At 68.6% G+C, this 16,266-nt stretch carries 16 protein-coding genes; 5 read left to right on the plus strand and 11 right to left on the minus strand.

Translation table 11 applies throughout. From position 1 onward, the window contains the following. Positions 1 to 121 precede the first annotated feature (121 nt). Entirely contained in the window at positions 122 to 1,507 is a 1,386-nt protein-coding gene (gene tnpB / locus JK358_RS04745; protein WP_201944043.1) for an IS607 family element RNA-guided endonuclease TnpB, read from the plus strand. Positions 1,508 to 1,523: 16 nt separating this feature from the next. On the opposite strand, the gene JK358_RS04750 is transcribed toward tnpB, so the two are convergent. Genes JK358_RS04750 through JK358_RS04760 form a run of 3 tightly spaced genes read right to left on the minus strand, consistent with a single transcriptional unit; the run spans position 1,524 to position 4,626 of the window. After that, positions 1,524 to 1,892: a hypothetical protein gene (locus JK358_RS04750; RefSeq protein ID WP_201944045.1), complete on the minus strand. Its 369-nt coding sequence runs from the start codon at positions 1,890 to 1,892 to the stop codon at positions 1,524 to 1,526. Between the two features lie 11 nt (positions 1,893 to 1,903). Then, positions 1,904 to 2,404 (minus strand): hypothetical protein, encoded by a 501-nt coding sequence (locus JK358_RS04755; RefSeq protein WP_201944047.1) that lies wholly within the window; start codon positions 2,402 to 2,404, stop codon positions 1,904 to 1,906. After that, positions 2,401 to 4,626: a PEP/pyruvate-binding domain-containing protein gene (locus JK358_RS04760; protein WP_201944048.1), complete on the minus strand. Its 2,226-nt coding sequence runs from the start codon at positions 4,624 to 4,626 to the stop codon at positions 2,401 to 2,403. Before JK358_RS04760 ends, JK358_RS04755 begins: the two co-directional genes overlap by 4 nt. A 171-nt stretch (positions 4,627 to 4,797) precedes the next feature. On the opposite strand from JK358_RS04760, the gene JK358_RS04765 reads away from it, so the two are divergent. Beyond that, positions 4,798 to 5,253 carry an SRPBCC domain-containing protein gene (locus JK358_RS04765; RefSeq protein ID WP_201944050.1) on the plus strand — a complete coding sequence of 152 codons (456 nt, stop codon included), beginning with the start codon at positions 4,798 to 4,800 and terminating at the stop codon, positions 5,251 to 5,253. 139 nt (positions 5,254 to 5,392) lie between these two features. On the opposite strand, the gene JK358_RS04770 is transcribed toward JK358_RS04765, so the two are convergent. From JK358_RS04770 to JK358_RS39850, 4 genes are all read right to left on the minus strand, one after another. Continuing rightward, positions 5,393 to 5,617, minus strand: a complete 225-nt coding sequence (locus tag JK358_RS04770) for a hypothetical protein (protein WP_201944052.1) — start codon at positions 5,615 to 5,617, stop codon at positions 5,393 to 5,395. 35 nt (positions 5,618 to 5,652) lie between these two features. Next, complete coding sequence (locus JK358_RS04775) at positions 5,653 to 6,384, minus strand: HNH endonuclease family protein (protein ID WP_307817294.1); 732 nt, start codon at positions 6,382 to 6,384, stop codon at positions 5,653 to 5,655. A 270-nt stretch (positions 6,385 to 6,654) separates the two neighbouring features. Further along, positions 6,655 to 7,152, minus strand: coding sequence for a hypothetical protein (locus tag JK358_RS04780; protein ID WP_307817295.1), 498 nt, complete (start codon positions 7,150 to 7,152; stop codon positions 6,655 to 6,657). An 83-nt stretch (positions 7,153 to 7,235) separates the two neighbouring features. Then, positions 7,236 to 7,913: a FadR/GntR family transcriptional regulator gene (locus JK358_RS39850; protein WP_201944056.1), complete on the minus strand. Its 678-nt coding sequence runs from the start codon at positions 7,911 to 7,913 to the stop codon at positions 7,236 to 7,238. A gap of 176 nt (positions 7,914 to 8,089) precedes the next feature. On the opposite strand from JK358_RS39850, the gene JK358_RS04790 reads away from it, so the two are divergent. Genes JK358_RS04790 through JK358_RS04800 form a run of 3 tightly spaced genes read left to right on the plus strand, consistent with a single transcriptional unit; the run spans position 8,090 to position 12,016 of the window. After that, the gene (locus JK358_RS04790) at positions 8,090 to 9,553 is read left to right on the plus strand and encodes an amino acid permease (RefSeq protein ID WP_201944058.1); all 1,464 of its coding nucleotides are present in this window, start codon (positions 8,090 to 8,092) and stop codon (positions 9,551 to 9,553) included. Then, the gene (locus tag JK358_RS04795) at positions 9,550 to 10,626 is read left to right on the plus strand and encodes an asparaginase domain-containing protein (RefSeq protein WP_201944060.1); all 1,077 of its coding nucleotides are present in this window, start codon (positions 9,550 to 9,552) and stop codon (positions 10,624 to 10,626) included. Before JK358_RS04790 ends, JK358_RS04795 begins: the two co-directional genes overlap by 4 nt. Next, entirely contained in the window at positions 10,619 to 12,016 is a 1,398-nt protein-coding gene (locus tag JK358_RS04800) for an aspartate ammonia-lyase (protein ID WP_201944062.1), read from the plus strand. The genes JK358_RS04795 and JK358_RS04800 overlap by 8 nt, the downstream gene beginning before the upstream one ends. Positions 12,017 to 12,075: 59 nt before the next feature. On the opposite strand, the gene JK358_RS04805 is transcribed toward JK358_RS04800, so the two are convergent. The 4 genes from JK358_RS04805 to JK358_RS04820 form a co-directional block, all read right to left on the minus strand. Continuing rightward, positions 12,076 to 13,197 carry an NAD(P)H-dependent flavin oxidoreductase gene (locus JK358_RS04805; RefSeq protein ID WP_201944064.1) on the minus strand — a complete coding sequence of 374 codons (1,122 nt, stop codon included), beginning with the start codon at positions 13,195 to 13,197 and terminating at the stop codon, positions 12,076 to 12,078. A gap of 131 nt (positions 13,198 to 13,328) precedes the next feature. Continuing rightward, a complete protein-coding gene (locus tag JK358_RS04810) occupies positions 13,329 to 13,748 on the minus strand; it encodes an NUDIX hydrolase (protein WP_201944066.1) in 420 nt (139 codons plus the stop codon). A gap of 46 nt (positions 13,749 to 13,794) precedes the next feature. After that, complete coding sequence (locus tag JK358_RS04815; protein WP_201944068.1) at positions 13,795 to 15,021, minus strand: FAD-dependent oxidoreductase; 1,227 nt, start codon at positions 15,019 to 15,021, stop codon at positions 13,795 to 13,797. Between the two features lie 68 nt (positions 15,022 to 15,089). Then, positions 15,090 to 16,232 carry a serine hydrolase domain-containing protein gene (locus JK358_RS04820; protein ID WP_201944070.1) on the minus strand — a complete coding sequence of 381 codons (1,143 nt, stop codon included), beginning with the start codon at positions 16,230 to 16,232 and terminating at the stop codon, positions 15,090 to 15,092. Positions 16,233 to 16,266 lie beyond the last annotated feature (34 nt).

Here is a 16,266-nt window from a genome sequence, read left to right on the forward strand (position 1 = left end):
CAGCGAGTATAGGTGAATCCGGGCGTTGATCAGTGTTTGTGTGGTGTGCGGGGCTGTGCCGGTTGGGCCGGTGCCGTGCGGGGTCGGTTGGTTGTCGGTGGTGCCCGTTAGGGTCGCCGGTGTGCGGGTGGTGCAGGCCTACAAATACGCGCTGGACCCGAACTCGACGGCCACCGCCGCCCTGTTCGGGCATTGCGGCGCGGCACGATTCGCCTACAACCACATGCTCGCGAGGGTGAAAGCCGTCCTCGGCCAACGCGCCGCCGAAATCAGCTACGGCCTGACCGGCGACGAGTTGACGCCCTTGTCGAACTGGTCCGCGTACGGTTTGCGCAAGGACTGGAACCAGCGCAAGAACACCGTCGCGGTCGACCGGGACACCGGGATGCCGTGGTGGAGCGCGTATTCCAAGGAGGCGTATGCGTCGGCGACCGCGGATCTGGCGGCGGCGCTGAAGAACTGGTCGGCCTCCCGTAGCGGGCAGCGGGCCGGGAAACCGATGGGCTTCCCACGGTTCAAGCGACGCAAGGGTGACGCGGTGGGGTCGGTGCGGTTCACCACCGGCACCATCCGCCTCGAGGGCCGCACGCGGGTGGTGTTGCCGGTGATCGGCCCGGTCAAAACCCACGAATCCACCCGCAAGCTGGCGCGGCGGGTCGAGGCGGGGACCGCGCGAATCATGGCCGCGACGATCAAGCGGGAGCGGGGGCGTTGGTGGGTGGTGTTCACCTGCGAGGTCGACCGCTGCGACCCGCCACCCCGGCAACCAGGGACGGCGGTCGGGGTCGATCTGGGAGTGAAGACCCTCGCGGTCACCAGTGACAGTGGCGTGCACCCGAACCCGAAACACCTGAACACCCGCCTGGCCCGGTTAAGGCGCGAGTCGCGGCGGGTGTCACGGCGGCAGGGGCCGGACCGGCGTGCCGGGTTCACCGGGTCGGCGCGCTGGCATCGCGCCAACCGCTCCCGTAACCGCGTCCACCACCGCGCGGCCGACGCGCGCCGCGACGGGCTGCACAAACTCACCAGCCACCTCGTCGGCACCTACGGTGCGATCGGTGTCGAGGACTTGAACGTGGCCGGCATGCTGGGTAACCGGCGGCTGGCCCGGGCCATCGCCGATTGCGGGTTTTCCACCCTGACCCATCAACTCGAGTACAAGACCGGTTGGCGCGGTAGTGTGTTCGCGGTGGCGGATCGCTGGTATCCGTCGAGTAAGACCTGTTCGGGCTGCAAGGCAGTGAAAACCAAACTGCCGCTGCGGGTTCGGGTGTTCGACTGTGACGTGTGCGGGCTGGTGTCGGATCGGGACCTCAATGCTGCCCGCAATCTGGCCGATCAGGTGTATGTCCTCTTCCCGGAGTGGCCGGGTGAGGTGAAACGTGGACGCGGAGGCGATGTCGGACCCGCAGTGTGGGCTGTCGCCGGTGAATCGTCTACCCGACGACCGCCTCTGGCGGTACAGGGACCTCCGGGCGCAAACGCCCGGATCACTGAGAATCACTGATACTCGAGTGAACGGTTCACCCTTGGCTGTGCCGCGAGTCGACGTCGTGGCCGGTGATGCCGTCGACGGTGAGGTCGCGCAGGCAACCGATCAGGCGGCGTTCGGTGTGGGTGCCGAGCGCCGGTTCCACCACGACGGTCCAGCGGCCCGCCGATTCCACCGGGCCGGAGACGATCCGCACGTGATTCACATGGCTGCGGCACTCTTTCCACAGGGTGAGCGCCGGATCCTCGGCGACGGTCGTACGGACGTCGGCATCGAAGGTGACGGTGGTGCGGCTGCCGGACGCGCCGGTGTCGGTGTGGAATTTCATGGACCCGGCCAGCCCGTACACGCCGCCGAGGAGGGCGGCCGCGAGCACCAGTGCGGCGAGTACGGCCCGCATGCGATCGACCTCTATCGCACGACGGGGCCGCGCAGCAGCCGCATGCCGTCGTCGACGGGGGCGAGGAATCCGTTGTCGGGCAACTGCAATCGGTCCAGGCCGGTGAGGATGCGCCGTTCCACCGCCGGTCCCGCGGTGACGCGCGCGACCCGCTCCACGACCCATGCCAGGCCCGTCAGCAGGACGCCGCCGGCGAGCAGCACGGGCACGAAAACGCCCAGCCGATCGGGTTTCCCGGCCAGCCAGCCGAAGGTCACCCGTGGGCGCGGTGAGGCGGCCTGCACGATGCGCTGGGTGCGCTGCCGATCACCGTTGCCGTCCAGCCGGGTCTGCACATCGCGCAGCCGATTGGTGAGCAGCATGGCGACCAGCGCCACCTCGGCGGCGATGAACACCGTAGCCGAGAGGATGGCCCGGTTCCACTCCCACCGGTACAGGTACACGAAAACGTAAGCGCCGGTGGCGATCACCGTGCCGATGGCCAGCAGTACCCCGATCCGCCGCGCGATCATGACAGTCCTCCCTCGTTGTCCGGAACCACCCGCACCTCCCCGGTGCGGCCATCCAGTTCGACCTGCGCCCCGTCCGGCAACCGCCGCGTCGCGTCCGCGTACCCGACCACCACCGGCACCCCATGCTCCCGGGCCAGAATCGCCACATGGCTGAGCGGGCTGCCGGTTTCGGCGATCAACCCGGCCAGCGTGGGCACCACCGCCGCCAGTCGCGGATCCAGATGCCGGACGACCAGGACCGATCCATCCGGTGGGCAATCACCGATATGAACCATGCCGCGCCCGCGCCCGCCGCCGGCGCCGATACCGTGTGTCACCGACGCCACGGAGCGCCGCACCGGAACCGGAACCTGGTCCGCGCTGAGCCGGAACTCGGCGGGTAGCGAAACAGCTTCCGCCGCACCGCGATTCGCAAAGTCCGCAGGCAGCAGACGCCGGGTGACCGCCTGCCGCAACTCCCCCAGCGAAAGCAGCGCGACCGTATCCGGTGCGCCGAGCAACCCGGCCGCGCTCAGCCGCACGCCGAGCTCAGCCGCCGCACGCGCCGCAAGCTCCTGCACCCAGCGCACGCGCAGCCGGAGGGCTTCGCGGACGAGGGCCAGCTCGTCGAACTCCGGAGCCCCGGCCGTCGCGCTGCCTGATCCCGCAGTCGCCGAGCCTTTTTCGCGCCGCGCATCGCCACCGCGGGCCACGACGGCCCGCCACGATCCCGCCTTGCCGTTCCCGGAAAGGTCGCCTGTCCCAGGCGGCTCGTCCGCTGGCGTCATTGCCGCGCCGCCGGTTCCGAGGTACTCCTCGAACGCGGTGTGGACCGGCCCGCCGATACGGGGTGGCACCAGCGCCAGGACGACGGGGTATTGTTCGACCACCTGCTCGGCGGGTACGCCCGCGGCGCGGGCGTCGGCGAGGGCTTCCAGGGCCATTGCCGCACCGGTGGGTGCGGATCGGCTGCCGGGGCCGAGCATTCCGGCGAGAGCCTCGTAGCCGTGCAGGCTGGTCAGCGCGGTTCCGGTGTGCTGCAGCAGGTCCAGCAGGTTGTCGTTGGCGAGTTGGGTGAGCGGCGGGACTTCGGCCAGGTCGCAGTCGACGCGTTCGCACACTCGGCGGCCGAGTTCGGGCAGGGCGGCGGCGAGGCGGCCGACCCGTACCGCCGCACCGAGACGGCGGGCGCCGGGGCGCGGGTCGATCCAGCGCAGCACTCCCCCGGCCGGGCGAACGACACCCAGTGCTTGCAGGTCGGCGACCGCGATGCCGGAAACCGACAGTGCGACAGGGCCTTCGCGCAGGCGTCGCGCGGGCGCGGCGCCCGCGAGCTCGAGCGCGACCCGCAGGCCGTCGTTCAGCGGGGTCAGCCAGAGGTCTTGCTCCAAGGGACGCAACGGATCCGGGAAGGTCTCGGCGAGCGGGCCGGGCCCGAGCACAGGGCCTTCACCGGGACCGTGCAGGGCGGTGATCGGACGGGCCTGCAGCAGAACGGGATTGCCGAGCTGGTCGATGGCCCATTCGATGTCCAGCGGCGCGCCGAACACGCGTTCGGCGCGCACCGCCATGCGAACCACGCTGCGCCGCAGCCCGATCGGGAACTCCGGCCCCTCGGTGGCGAGCACCTCACCGATTCGGCCGCCGCGGGTGAGGGTGGCGGTCCAGCCCGCGTCGATGCCGCCGACCACCACATCGGGTCCGCCACGGACCGCCGTGAGGACCATGCGGTCGCGCCGCCCGCTCACCGGGTCGGCGGTGAAAAGCACTCCGCCCCAGGCGGCCCGGAGGAACGGCTGCACGAGCACGGCCATGGCCGCGTCCTCCGGCACCTGGGTGCGCACGCCGTTCGAGTTCCCGGCGACCGCGTCGCTCATCGCCTGCGCGCCGGCGGCCGACGCCCGCACCTCGGCCACGGCCGCGCGGAACCTCTCCCAGCCGCGTACGTCCAGCACCGAGGTGAACATGCCCGCCAGCGACTGTTGCGCGCCGTCCTCGGCGACCGAGGACGAGCGCACCACCAATGCCCGCAGGCCGCCGTGTGACAGTCTGCGCCAAGGGTTTTGGGGTGGATCGCCGTCGCCGGGCCAGGCCGTGGTGAGGACGAAACCGTCCAGTACAGGGAGACCGTGTCCGGCGGCGCGCGCCAGGGATGCGGCTTTCGCGCCGGTGAGTGCGGGGTCGTAGGCTCGCGGGTCACGCAGCGACACGACACCGGGCTGCTGGGTGGTGATGACAGTCATCGAAACACTGCCTTACAGAAGCAACTTCGATTCATAAATAGGAGGTATCCCCTCCGCTTAGATCCGAGTGTTCACCCGGACTACACCCATTGTCAAGAACGGTCGTTCGTTTTAGATGACTGAAAGATCACAGGGGTACGACGGTAGAACTCGTTTCAGTATTGTGCTCCCATGGCCTTCGTCATCGACATCACCGTGGACATCGACGCCCCCGCCGAACTGGTGTGGCGCGTCCTCACCGACGTGGACAAATACGGCGAGTGGAACCCCTTCTGCCTCGAGTGCAGCACCACCCTGGAACCGGGCACGCCCATCGATATGAAGGTGCGTCTGGTCGGGTCGACGCCGAAGACGCAGCGCGAGTACATCCGCACCCACACCCCGGGCCATGAATTCAGCTACAGCATGAAGCCCGCTCCCCTGGGCCTGCTGCGCAGCCACCGCTCGCACACCCTCACCGATCTCGGCGACGGCCGCACCCGCTACGACTCGCACTTCCAGCTGGACGGCCCGCTCGCGCCGGTGGTCAGCGGACTGCTCGGCTCGGCCCTGAAGCGCGGCTTCGGTGGCATGACAGCCGCGGTGAAAACACGCTCCGAAACGCTGAAAGCCGCCGCGCGCGACTGATTCTCGCGGCGACGGCCGGGATACGAACCGGTCGCGCTCTTGGAATACGCAGGGCCGCTGGGTAATTCACCGGCGGCGGCCCTGCGTTACCTGAACCTTCGTGACCGGCACGGTCGCCGTTACCAGGCGACACGCCGAATCACGCCTCGAAGGGAATCACATTGCCGACCGCGTCGCGCTGACCGGCCTCGGCTTCGACCGCCTGCGCCAGATCCGTGACGGTCGACCAGGCGCGCGGCGGCTCACCCTCGAGATTGCCGATGGTGTACCAGACGTCCGTGCCGCGGTAGCGCACCAAACCCTTGCCCGCTTCGTCCACGGCGACATCGAGGTCGCCGGACACCGTCCCTTCCTCCTCGGTCATGACGGCAGCGTCGGCATAGATCGCGATGATGTCGATTATCCGAACCCTCCTTCACGCGTACAGGCATCCACTGCGGTGCGCAGCGCTGTCTGTTCAGCCGAATCGACGGTCAGTTCGTACTTTACTTTGATCTGCAGGTAGCGATAGATATAGGCACACCGGAACTTTCCGGGCGGCAGATAGTTGGCCGCGTCCTGATCACCCTTGGAGCGATTGGCCGTCGGATCGGACGCCTCCAGATTGATGGCGTCATTGGCGATGCGGCGACGGGTGGCCTCGTCCTTCTTGTCGGCGCCCGAGCGCCATGCCTCGGCCAGCGCGACGATGTGCTCGGCGTCCACGGCCGAGGGATCGGTGATGAACTTGTACTCCTTGAGGCTGCCCGCCTTGCGGTCGAGCACGCCGTACTCGTCGCGCCAGCCGCCGCCCGAACCGACCTTCAGCTCACAGGTTTTGGCGTCCAGGGTGACCGCGCCGGTGGCGTCGCGCAGCATCATCACCTCGCGCGTGGTGCATTTGGCGTACTGGGTGAACTGGTCGCCGAAACCGTGTTCGGCCTTGTTGGTGTCCCAGTGCGGGAATTTCTCCCGGCTGTAGCCGGTCATCGAAGCTTCCTTGGCCACAGTCAGTTTCGCGAGCAGCGCGGAGACGTCCCCGGCGGGTACCGACACCTTGTCGGGCGACCCGGTGCCCGCCTGCGGCTGCCCCGCGTCCTTCCCCTGCTCCACACAGGACACGGCGACGGCCACCAGGACCGCGACGAGCACCGAGCCGCACAATGTCGCCAGGCGGCGAAATCGGGGGGATGACAACACCTTCACACACCACACTTACTGTCAGAAGTCCGAATCAGCCCGAACACCGTCGCAATCCTGTACCGAAACAGCAAGCCGCACCGCCGGTTCGGAGACCGGTGTCACACCGTCACCCAGCGGAGGGGAGCTGCCGGCGAACGCGACGCTACTTACATAGTGAGGCCCGCCAAGATCGAGAACAATGGATTGGCAAATGAATTCGCAGGTCTTCGGCGCGCCGCGCTAGGCCTGATGCGACCACGCGACGAAAAACACCACGCCCCCGGCGAACAGCAGGATCGCCAGCGGGATGGGCCACCACGGACCGTTCCGGCCGAGCAGTCGCTGGGTGAGCCGCAGCTGGACCATCCCCAAACCCGCGAGCAGCACACCCCATATCGGCAGCAACCCGACCCCGAGCGCGGCATGCACCGCCCACGCTCCCGCCAATGTCGGCCCACCCCAGGAATTCTCGTAGCCGTCCGCGGCGACCAGCGGATAGGCGACGCCGCGGAAGGCGGCGACCGCCGCCAGGAACACCACGAACCAGGCCACCCACCCGACCGACGCGGCCAGCACGGTGTGCGCGATCGCGCGGACCGGACCGGGCGCGGCCAGCGCGAACGGGCGCTGGAACGCCCGCCGGGTCATCCGCGCGCGAACTTTGGTGGGCGCGAAGGCGAACGGCAGCGACCCGACCGCGTAGTACGCAGCCCGGGCCATGCGCTCATAGTTCGCCACGCCCACACCGTAACCCCACCGACACGCCGCGAGCCGAACCCCCACCAACAAATTCGTCGCGCCGCCGGAGCCGGACCGGGCGGTCAGCCGCCGGCGCGGGCGATGGCCTCGGCCACCCGATCCAGATGCTCGGACATGGCTCGGCGGGCGGCGTCCGGATCACCGGCTTCGATGGCGGCGACGATGGCCTCGTGCTCACGGTCGGAATCCGTGCGGCGGTCCTGGGTGGAGTTGAGGAATTCCGACTGCGGATCCAGGGCGCGGCGGGTGTCGGCGACGAAGGTGACCAGCATGGCGTTACCGCTGGCGGCGGCGATGGCGGTGTGCAGTTCGCCGTCGCAGCGCACCCAGTCGCGGGCGTCGTCGGCGGTCGCCAGACTGCCCAGGATCTCGAACAGCCGATCCAGCTGCCCGGGGGTGCGGCGCTCGGCGGCGTAACCCGCGGCGGGCACCTCGACCAGGCGGCGGGCCTCGATGAGGTCGGCGGCATCGATACCGGCGAAGGTGAGCCGCGGGTTCTCCTTCTTGCTGACGACGAATGTGCCACGGCCCGTGAACGTTTCGGTGAGTCCGAGGGTGGCGCAGGCGTGCAGGGCCTCGCGAACCACGGGGCGGCTGACGCCGAACTGCTTGGCCAGCGCCAGTTCCCCGGGCAGCCGGTCGCCGATGGCGTACCGCTCGCTGCGAATGAGCTCCTTGAGACGGCGAAAGACCGCTTCCGTGGCGCCGATGCGCTCCACCTGTCCTTCTTCGACCGTCACGCGACCAAGTATGGGGAGCCGGGCGAGTGAGCGTCAAAGCGCGCGGACCGGCATGTCGGGATTGTTGACACGTAGTGTGACCTCCATTACGGTCAACCTGTCTTACAGCCTGACAGCTAGGCAGGAACCGTGCATCGGGTCGCCGCGACAGGCTGGATCCCTCAGGAAGGTTTTCGATGCAACGCCACGACGAGCCGCCGTCGCACACGGCCCCCGCGCCTGCCACGGCACCGGCACCCACGGTCGACCTCGGTGACACCGGGTACCGGAAAGACCTGCGCAACAGGCATATGCAGATGATCGCCATCGGCGGATCCATCGGCACCGGCCTGTTCCTGGGCGCGGGCGGGCGCATGACCCTGGCCGGGCCGTCACTGGCCATCGTCTACATCGTGTGCGGCATCTTCACCTTCCTGGTGGTGCGCGCACTGGGCGAACTGGTGGTGTACCGGCCGTCCTCGGGAGCCTTCGTCTCCTACGCCCGCGAATTCCTCGGCGAGCGCGGCGCGTACTCGGTGGGGTGGCTGTACTTCCTGAACTGGTCGACCACCCTGGTCGCCGACATCACCGCCGTCGCCCTGTACGCGCACTTCTGGTCGATGTTCGTACCGGTGCCGCAGTGGCTGCTCGCGCTCATCGCGCTGGTGGTCGTGGTCGCGCTGAATGTGGTCTCGGTGAAGCTGTTCGGCGAGATGGAGTTCTGGTTCGCGCTCGTCAAGATCGGCGCGATCGTGGCCTTCATGCTGGTGGCCATTGGTTTCATCGTCACCGGCACTCCGGTCGACGGGCATGTGCCGGGTATTTCCACCATCACCGACAACGGTGGACTGTTCCCGCAGGGGCTGGCCCCGATGCTCACCATCGCGCTCGGCGTGGTGTTCGCCTTCGGCGGTACGGAGATGATCGGCGTGGCCGCGGGCGAATCCGATAATCCGCGGGCCGTGGTGCCGCGCGCGGTGAACTCGATCATGTGGCGGATCATCCTGTTCTACGCCGGATCGGTCATCCTGTTCACGCTCATGCTGCCGTGGAACGCCTACTCCGCCTCGGAGAGCCCGTTCGTGACCGTCATGAGTTCGATCGGCGTGCCACACGCCGGTGACGTCATGAATCTGGTGGTGCTCACCGCCGCCATGTCCAGTCTCAACGCCGGGCTGTACGCGACCGGCCGCACCCTGCGGTCCATGGCGGTCGCCGGCACCGCGCCGCGCTTCGCCGCCCGGATGAACCGCAGCGGCGTGCCCTACGGCGGCATTCTGATGACGGCGGCCGTGGGCATCCTGGGCGTGGTGCTGAACCTGCTCATGCCCGCGCACGCGTTCGAGATCGTGCTGAACCTGTCCGGACTCGGCATCGTCGGCACCTGGGCCTCGATCATGGTGTGCCACTGGATCTTCGTGCGGCGCAGCCGCGCGGGGCAGTACCCGCGACCGGAGTTCCGCCTGCCGTTCGCACCGGTGCTGAATATCGCGACGCTGGTCTTCCTGGCCGGGGTGGTGATCCTCATGTGCTTCGACGCCTCGATCGGCCGGATCACCGTCGCGGTATTCGGCATCGTGGTGGTCGCCATGGTGGTGGGCTGGTTCCGGGTGCGGGGCCGCCTGAACTCCGATGTGCTGACCGCGCAGGAGAATTCGTGACGCCGGGCGCCCGGCCCGGCGGCGCGATCGTGCGGGTCGACGTGCTGTACACCGGCGGCACCTTCGGGATGGCCGACCACGGTGCGGGGATGAGTCCGCGCAGCGGCCTGGGCGCCGAAATCGCGGAACTGGTCGGCGAATTCGTGGCCGAGACCGGAATCACCGTCGATCTGCGCTACGACGAGCTGGATCAGGTCATCGACAGCGCGGACGCCGATGCGGGCACCGCGGCGCGGATCGCCGAGCGGGTCCGTTCCGGCCGCACCGCCGGACGGGCACACGGGGTGATCATCATTCACGGCACCGACACCATGGCCTACGTGGGTGCGCGGCTGGCCTTCGAGCTGTGGGACAGCGCGGTGCCGATCGTGCTCACCGGGGCGCAGATTCCGCTCGGACAGCCGGGCAGCGATGCCCGCGCCAACCTGCACCTGGCCCTGCGATCGCTGGCCGCGCAACTCGATCCGTCGACCAGTCTGGCCTTCGGCAGCGGACTGCACCCGGCGGTGCGGGCCAGCAAGCGCGCGGTCGACGAGTACGCCGGGTTCATGACCGTGCGCGCGGCCACTCCCCCGGCCGCGCCGGTCACGCTGCCCGCCACCGCGGGCGGTCCGGGCGGCCCGGTCGGACTGCTCACCGTCTTTCCCGGGCTGCACGCCGATCTGCTCGAGGCGGCGCTGCGGCACTATCACGGCGGTCTGGTGCTCGAATGCTATGGCTCCGGCACCGCGCCGATGAGCGATCCGGCGCTGCTCGCGGCCGTGCGGCGGGCGTCCGAACGCGGCACGCCGATCCTGGTGATCACCCAGTGTGACAGCGGCGCGGTGGATCTCGCCCGCTATCAGCCCGGTCGCGCGCTGCTGGAGGCCGGGGCCGTCAGCGGCGGCGATATGACCAGGGAGGCGGCGCTGGCCAAACTCTCGTATCTGGTCGAGCGCGGCTACTCGGGTCCACAGCTGCGCAGGCAGTTGACCACGAACCTGCTCGGCGAGCTCTCCGATCCGCTCGCCGCGGTACCGATTCCGTCGGCGAAGGCCGACATCCCTTCTCGTGACAGGAGTTCCGTTGTCTGACCGCTACCGCGTCGAATCCGACTCGCTGGGTACCCGGCGGATTCCGGAGGACGCCTACTGGGGTGTGCACACCGCGCGCGCACTGGAGAACTTCACCGTCACCGGCGACAGCATCGGCAAGTATCCGGCGTTGATCACCGCGCTGGCCGCGGTCAAACAGGCTGCCTGCCGGGCGAATCGGGAGCTGGGCGTCCTCGACGCGCGACGCGCCGACGCCATCGAGCGGGCCTGCGCCGAGATTCGCGCGGGCGCGCTGCACGATCAGTTCCCGATCGATCCGATCCAGGGCGGCGCGGGCACCTCGACCAATATGAACGCCAACGAGGTGATCGCCAATCGCGCGCTGGAACTGCTCGGCCACGCGCGCGGCGACTATGCCGAACTCGATCCGCTCGATCACGTGAATCTCGGGCAGTCCACCAACGACGTCTACCCGACCTCGGTGAATCTCGCTGTGGTGCAGCATGTCCGGGGCCTGGTGGCGGCGCTGGGCCGGTTGGCGGACGCGTTCGAGGCCAAGTCGGCCGAATTCGCCGGAATCATCAAGATGGGCCGCACCCAGTTGCAGGACGCGGTGCCGATGACCCTCGGCCAGGAGTTCGCCACCTTCGCCGTCATGGTGCGTGAGGATCGGCTGCGGCTCGAGGAGGGCATCGCGCTGCTGTGCGAGAGCAATCTGGGCGGCACCGCCATCGGCACCGGAATCAACGGGCACCCGGGCTATTCCGCGCTGGCGTGCGCGCATCTGACCGAACTCACCGGGGAGCGGGTGACGCCCGCCGAGAATCTCATCGAGGCCACGCAGGACGCGGGGGCCTTCGTGCAGATGTCGGGGATTCTCAAGCGGGTGGCGGTGAAGCTCTCCAAGACCTGTAATGACCTGCGGCTCATGTCGTCCGGGCCGAGCACGGGTTTCGGCGAGATCCGGTTGCCCGCCATGCAGGCCGGGTCCTCGATCATGCCGGGCAAGGTGAATCCGGTGGTGCCCGAACTCATGAATCAGATCGCCTTCGAGGCCATCGGCAACGATATGACGGTCACCATGGCCGCCGAGGCCGGGCAGTTGCAGCTCAACGCGTTCGAGCCGATCATCGCCTACAGCCTGCTCAAGACGACCGCGCATCTGAGCGCAGGGGCCGACGCGCTGGCCACCAAGTGCGTGCCCGGTATCACCGCCGATGCCGAACATCTGCGTGCGGGCGTCTACCGCTCGGTGGGCATCGTGACCGCGCTGACGCCGCACCTCGGGTACGCGGCCAGTGCGGCCATCGCCAAGCAGGCCATGGCCACCGGCCGTCCGGTGGCCGAGGTCGTCGCCGACCTCGGCCTGCTCTCACCCGACCAGGTGGCCGAACTGCTTGCGCCGCAACGCTTGGCGGGAATCAGCTGAGTGCGATCCGCTCCGGGGTCGCCGGGGCCGTCTGCTGACGGTCCGGGCGACCCCGGCGGCTACGCGTTGTTGAGCTTGTTGAGCCGCTCGCAGGATTCGAGGTACTCGGTGATGAGGCGCTGCACGACCTCCGACGACCGCTCGACCTTGTTCATCATGCCGACGACCTGACCGACCGGGTTGAAGTTCACGTCCTTGGCGGCCTCGGGGTAGCGGTGGCCGCGCTTGACGCCGTCCAGGGCCACCATCATCTGCAGCGGCATGGGCAGCGGGTTCGGGGTGTCGGCCTGCTCCCAGGCTTCGGTCCAGTCGTTCTTGAGCATGCGGCAGGGCTTGCCGGTCCAGGACCGCGAGCGCACGGTGTCGTGGCTGGTGGCGTCGATGTAGGTCTGCATCTGGGCGGGCGGCACATTGGCCTCCTCGACCGTCAGCCACAGCGAGCCGGTCCACGCGCCCGCCGCGCCCATGGCCAGCGCGGCCGCGACCTGACGGCCGTTGCCGATACCGCCGGCGGCGAGGGCGGGCATATCGCCGATGGCGTCGATCACCTGCGGCCACAGCACCATCGAGGAGACCTCGCCGCAGTGGCCGCCGCCCTCGGTGCCCTGCATGACGACGAAGTCCAGGCCCGCGTTCTTGTGGTTGAGGGCGTGCTTGACCGAACCGCACAGCGCGCCGATGAGGCGGCCGGAGTCCTGGATCTGCTTGATCACGTCATCGGGCGGGGTGCCCAGGGCGTTGGCGACCAGTTTGGCCTTGGGGTGCTTCAGGATCACCTCGATCTGCGGGGCGACCGTGGTGGCGGTCCAGCCCAGCAGCTGGTTGTGGTGCTCCTCCGGCGGCAGGTGCGGGACGCCGTGGTCCTCGAGGATCTTCTCCGCGAAGTCGCGGTGGCCCTGCGGAACCAGTTCGCCCAGTTTGGCTTCCAGCTCCTCGGGCGAGAGGCCCTCGACGCCCTTGCCCTCGTACTTGGAGGGGATCACCAGGTCGACGCCGTAGACGCCGGTGACGTGCTCGTCGAGCCAGGTCAGCTCCACCTCGAGCTGTTCGGCGGTGAAGCCGACCGCGCCGAGTACGCCCAGACCGCCGGCATTGCTGACCGCGGCCGCCACGTCGCGGCAGTGTGTGAACGCGAAGATGGGGACGTCGATGCCCAGCCGATCGCAGATCTCGGTACGCATGGGTTGGTGGACTCCTCTGACTGTCCTGGACGGGAACGTTACGCCCATCACAGTAGAACAGGTTTCAGATTGGAGCTAGTACCTCCACGCAAGGTGACCGGAAGCTGTCAACAACTTGTTCTAATTGCTGGTCAGGGATTCGGGTGGCGGGCCAGCAGGCCATCGGCGAGGAGATCGTCGAACAGCAGCTGATCGACCGGTGGGACGTGCGGGCGATCGGCGTAGGTGAACCAGGCGATCTCGTCGATCTCGGAACTGGCGGCGAGGACGCCGGAGTAGTCGGCGGTGTAGCAGGCCATGCGCACCAGGGCATTCGGAATCGCGGCCTCGTAGGTGCCGACGTGCGCGACGGTGTCCGGGAGCAGTGCGACGGTCAGCTCCTCGTCGATTTCGCGCAGTAGGGTCTGCAGATCCGTCTCGGCCCCTTCACGTTTGCCGCCCGGGATGTAGAAGACGTCCTTGCCGCGCGGGCGCGCGCACAGGATGCGCCCCTCTTCGATGCGCACCCATGCCACCGTGTCGATCAGCCGCTGCTCCCGCTCCGTCCGCATTCGGACAGGCTAGCGGGCAGTGGGCGGCGACCTCTCACGCGCGGGATCAGGCCCGCGCGAAGGCGGGTGCGCGTTCCCGACGGATGCCGATGCCGCCCAGGTAGGCCGTCAACCCGGCCAGCGCGGGGACGCGGCCGACGAGCCGCAGCGCCCCGGGAACCGCGGTGAGGGTGTCGTCGAGCGCGGGCCCCAGCAGCGTGTCGTGCTCGTTCAATTGCGACTTCTGCGTCAGCTTGACCGGCCATTCGCGGCGACGCTGCACCTTGGCCAGATCCGCGCGCCGCAGCGTTCCGGTGCGCAGCGGTTCAGCGAGGATGCGGGCGGCGGCCACCGCGTCCTGGATGGCGAAGTTCACGCCGACGCCGCCGACGGGCGACATGGTGTGCGCGGCATCGCCCAGGCACAGCAGCCCCTCGGCGTGCCAGATCGGCAGGCGGCCCATGGTGACCTCGAGCAGCTTCACGTCGTGCCAGTCGCGAATGGCGGCGAGCAGTTCGGCGTCCCAGCCGAACATCTCCGCGAATTCGTCGCGCAGCCATTGGATTCCCTTGGCGCGCAAGCGTTCGTCCGCGCCCTTCGGGATGAGGTAGGAGGTCTGGTAGTAGTCGCCGCGATCGAGGGTGACCGCGGCGCGGCCGCCGCCGAAGCGGGCGAAGACCTGTGCGTCGTGTCGATCGTCGGCGCCGCGCGCGAGCGCGGGGATGCGGACCCACCAGACATCCATGGGAACGTCGAACATCTGCTGGCGCAGTCCGGCGGCCTCGCGGGCAGTCGATGCGCGGCCGTCGCAGGCGAGCACCAGGTCCGCCGAGAGGGTTTCGACGTCGCCGTCGCGGTCCCGGATCTCGACGCCGGTCACCCGGCCGGATTCCGTTGTGAGGCCGACGAACTCGGTGGCGACGCAGAGCGTGAAGCTCGGCTCCTCGGCGGCCGCCTCGGCCAGCAGGCCCAGGAAATCCCACTGCGGGACCATGGCGATGTAGCGGTGCGGACCGGGGATGCGGCGAAAATCGGCGGCCACGATGGTGCGGTCGCCGATGTGCATGCGCATCTGTTCCAGTTTGCGCTGCGGCAGTTTCGCGAATCGCTCCCCCAGACCGAGTTCGTCGAGCAGGCGCAGGGTGGACGGGTGCACGGTGTCGCCGCGGAAGTCGCGCAGGAAGTCGTGGTGCTTCTCCAGCACGGTGACCTCGACTCCGGCGCGGGCGAGCAGCAGGCCCGCCATCATTCCCGCCGGACCCCCACCGACTATGCAGCACTGCGTATGTGGCACTGTCCCAACCCCTTCGGCATGTCACCGTCAACTACAGGACCGACTACTACAGATGATAGTAGACGAATTCAGCACAGCGCGTGCTCCAGCAGCTTCTCGGTATCGGGCGGGCTGGACGGCGGTTCGGTGAGCGTGATGGTGACGGCGCGCCCCTCCGGCGTCGCGCCCGCCACGGTGAGGTAACCGAAAATGCCGCCCGTATGGCCGAAATACTGTGCGCCGCAGGACAATCGCATGGAGCCGATACCCAGGCCGTACTTGAAGGCACTGCCTTCCATCTGCGACTCCCCGGCGATCATCTCCTCCAGTTGCGTCCCGGCCATCAGCTTGCCCGCGAGCAGCGACATGTAGAAGTGATTGATGTCGGCGCCGGTGGACACCAGCGCTCCCGACGCCCACGGCACGGAGGGTTCGATCCGGGAGACGTCGGTGCGCACGCCGTCGATGGTGGCGTAGCCCTTCGGATGCGGGCCGCGGATATCGAGTTCACCGGCCGCCGGGAGGTAGGTGTCCGGAAGCGGCAACGCCGCGGTCACCCGCCGGGTGAGCTCTTCGGAATACGTGCTGCCGGTGACCTTTTCGATGATCATGGCGGCGATCAGATAGTTCGTGTTGGTGTACTCGAAGCGCGCGCCGGGCGCGAACTGCGCGGGGTTGCGCAGGGCGATCGCCAACTCCTGCTCCGGGGTCATGGTCTGCCCGCGCAATCCGGCGCGGTACTCGTCGATTTCGGCGTCACTGCTGAATTCCGGTAGGCCGCTGCGATGTTGGAGGATCTGGCGCACGGTGATGGCGCGACCGTCCACACCGTTGCCCGTCACCTTGCCCGGCAGGTAGACCTCGATCGAGTCGTCGAGCCGGATCTTCCCCTCCCCCACCAGCTGCATGATGATGGTGGCGACGAAGGTCTTGCCGATACTGCCCACCCGCACCTGCTGCGGCGGGGCCATCGGGATCGGCGCGCCGGTGGCGATATCGGCGACACCCGCTGTGAGAGTGACGGTTTGGCCGTTCTCGGTCAGGGTCGCGAGCACGCCGGCGATACCCGAGCGAACGATCTCGTCGATATCGGCGCGCACCTGGTCCACCCGCGTCGGCGATACGGTGACCGCCGACGGGGCGATCTGGGGTGGACTGTCCATATCCATGACCGAGCAGCCGGAAGCCGCCAGCACTGCCGCAATGACCAGGACGCTCGGCGCGATTCGCATGTATCGACCGTAGGAAGTCGGGCCCGTCGGGCAC

Source organism: Nocardia acididurans (genome assembly GCF_016741815.1).
Lineage (GTDB): Bacteria > Actinomycetota > Actinomycetes > Mycobacteriales > Mycobacteriaceae > Nocardia > Nocardia acididurans.

Bases quoted from the DNA above. Each gene is read 5' to 3' on its own strand.
- JK358_RS04750 (WP_201944045.1), bottom strand. From the start codon at position 1,892: ATGCGGGCCGTACTCGCCGCACTGGTGCTCGCGGCCGCCCTCCTCGGC.
- JK358_RS04755 (WP_201944047.1), bottom strand. From the start codon at position 2,404: ATGATCGCGCGGCGGATCGGGGTACTGCTGGCCATCGGCACGGTGATC.
- JK358_RS04760 (WP_201944048.1), bottom strand. From the start codon at position 4,626: ATGACTGTCATCACCACCCAGCAGCCCGGTGTCGTGTCGCTGCGTGAC.
- JK358_RS04765 (WP_201944050.1), top strand. From the start codon at position 4,798: ATGGCCTTCGTCATCGACATCACCGTGGACATCGACGCCCCCGCCGAA.
- JK358_RS04770 (WP_201944052.1), bottom strand. From the start codon at position 5,617: ATGACCGAGGAGGAAGGGACGGTGTCCGGCGACCTCGATGTCGCCGTG.
- JK358_RS04790 (WP_201944058.1), top strand. From the start codon at position 8,090: ATGCAACGCCACGACGAGCCGCCGTCGCACACGGCCCCCGCGCCTGCC.
- JK358_RS04805 (WP_201944064.1), bottom strand. From the start codon at position 13,197: ATGCGTACCGAGATCTGCGATCGGCTGGGCATCGACGTCCCCATCTTC.
- JK358_RS04810 (WP_201944066.1), bottom strand. From the start codon at position 13,748: ATGCGGACGGAGCGGGAGCAGCGGCTGATCGACACGGTGGCATGGGTG.
- JK358_RS04820 (WP_201944070.1), bottom strand. From the start codon at position 16,232: ATGCGAATCGCGCCGAGCGTCCTGGTCATTGCGGCAGTGCTGGCGGCT.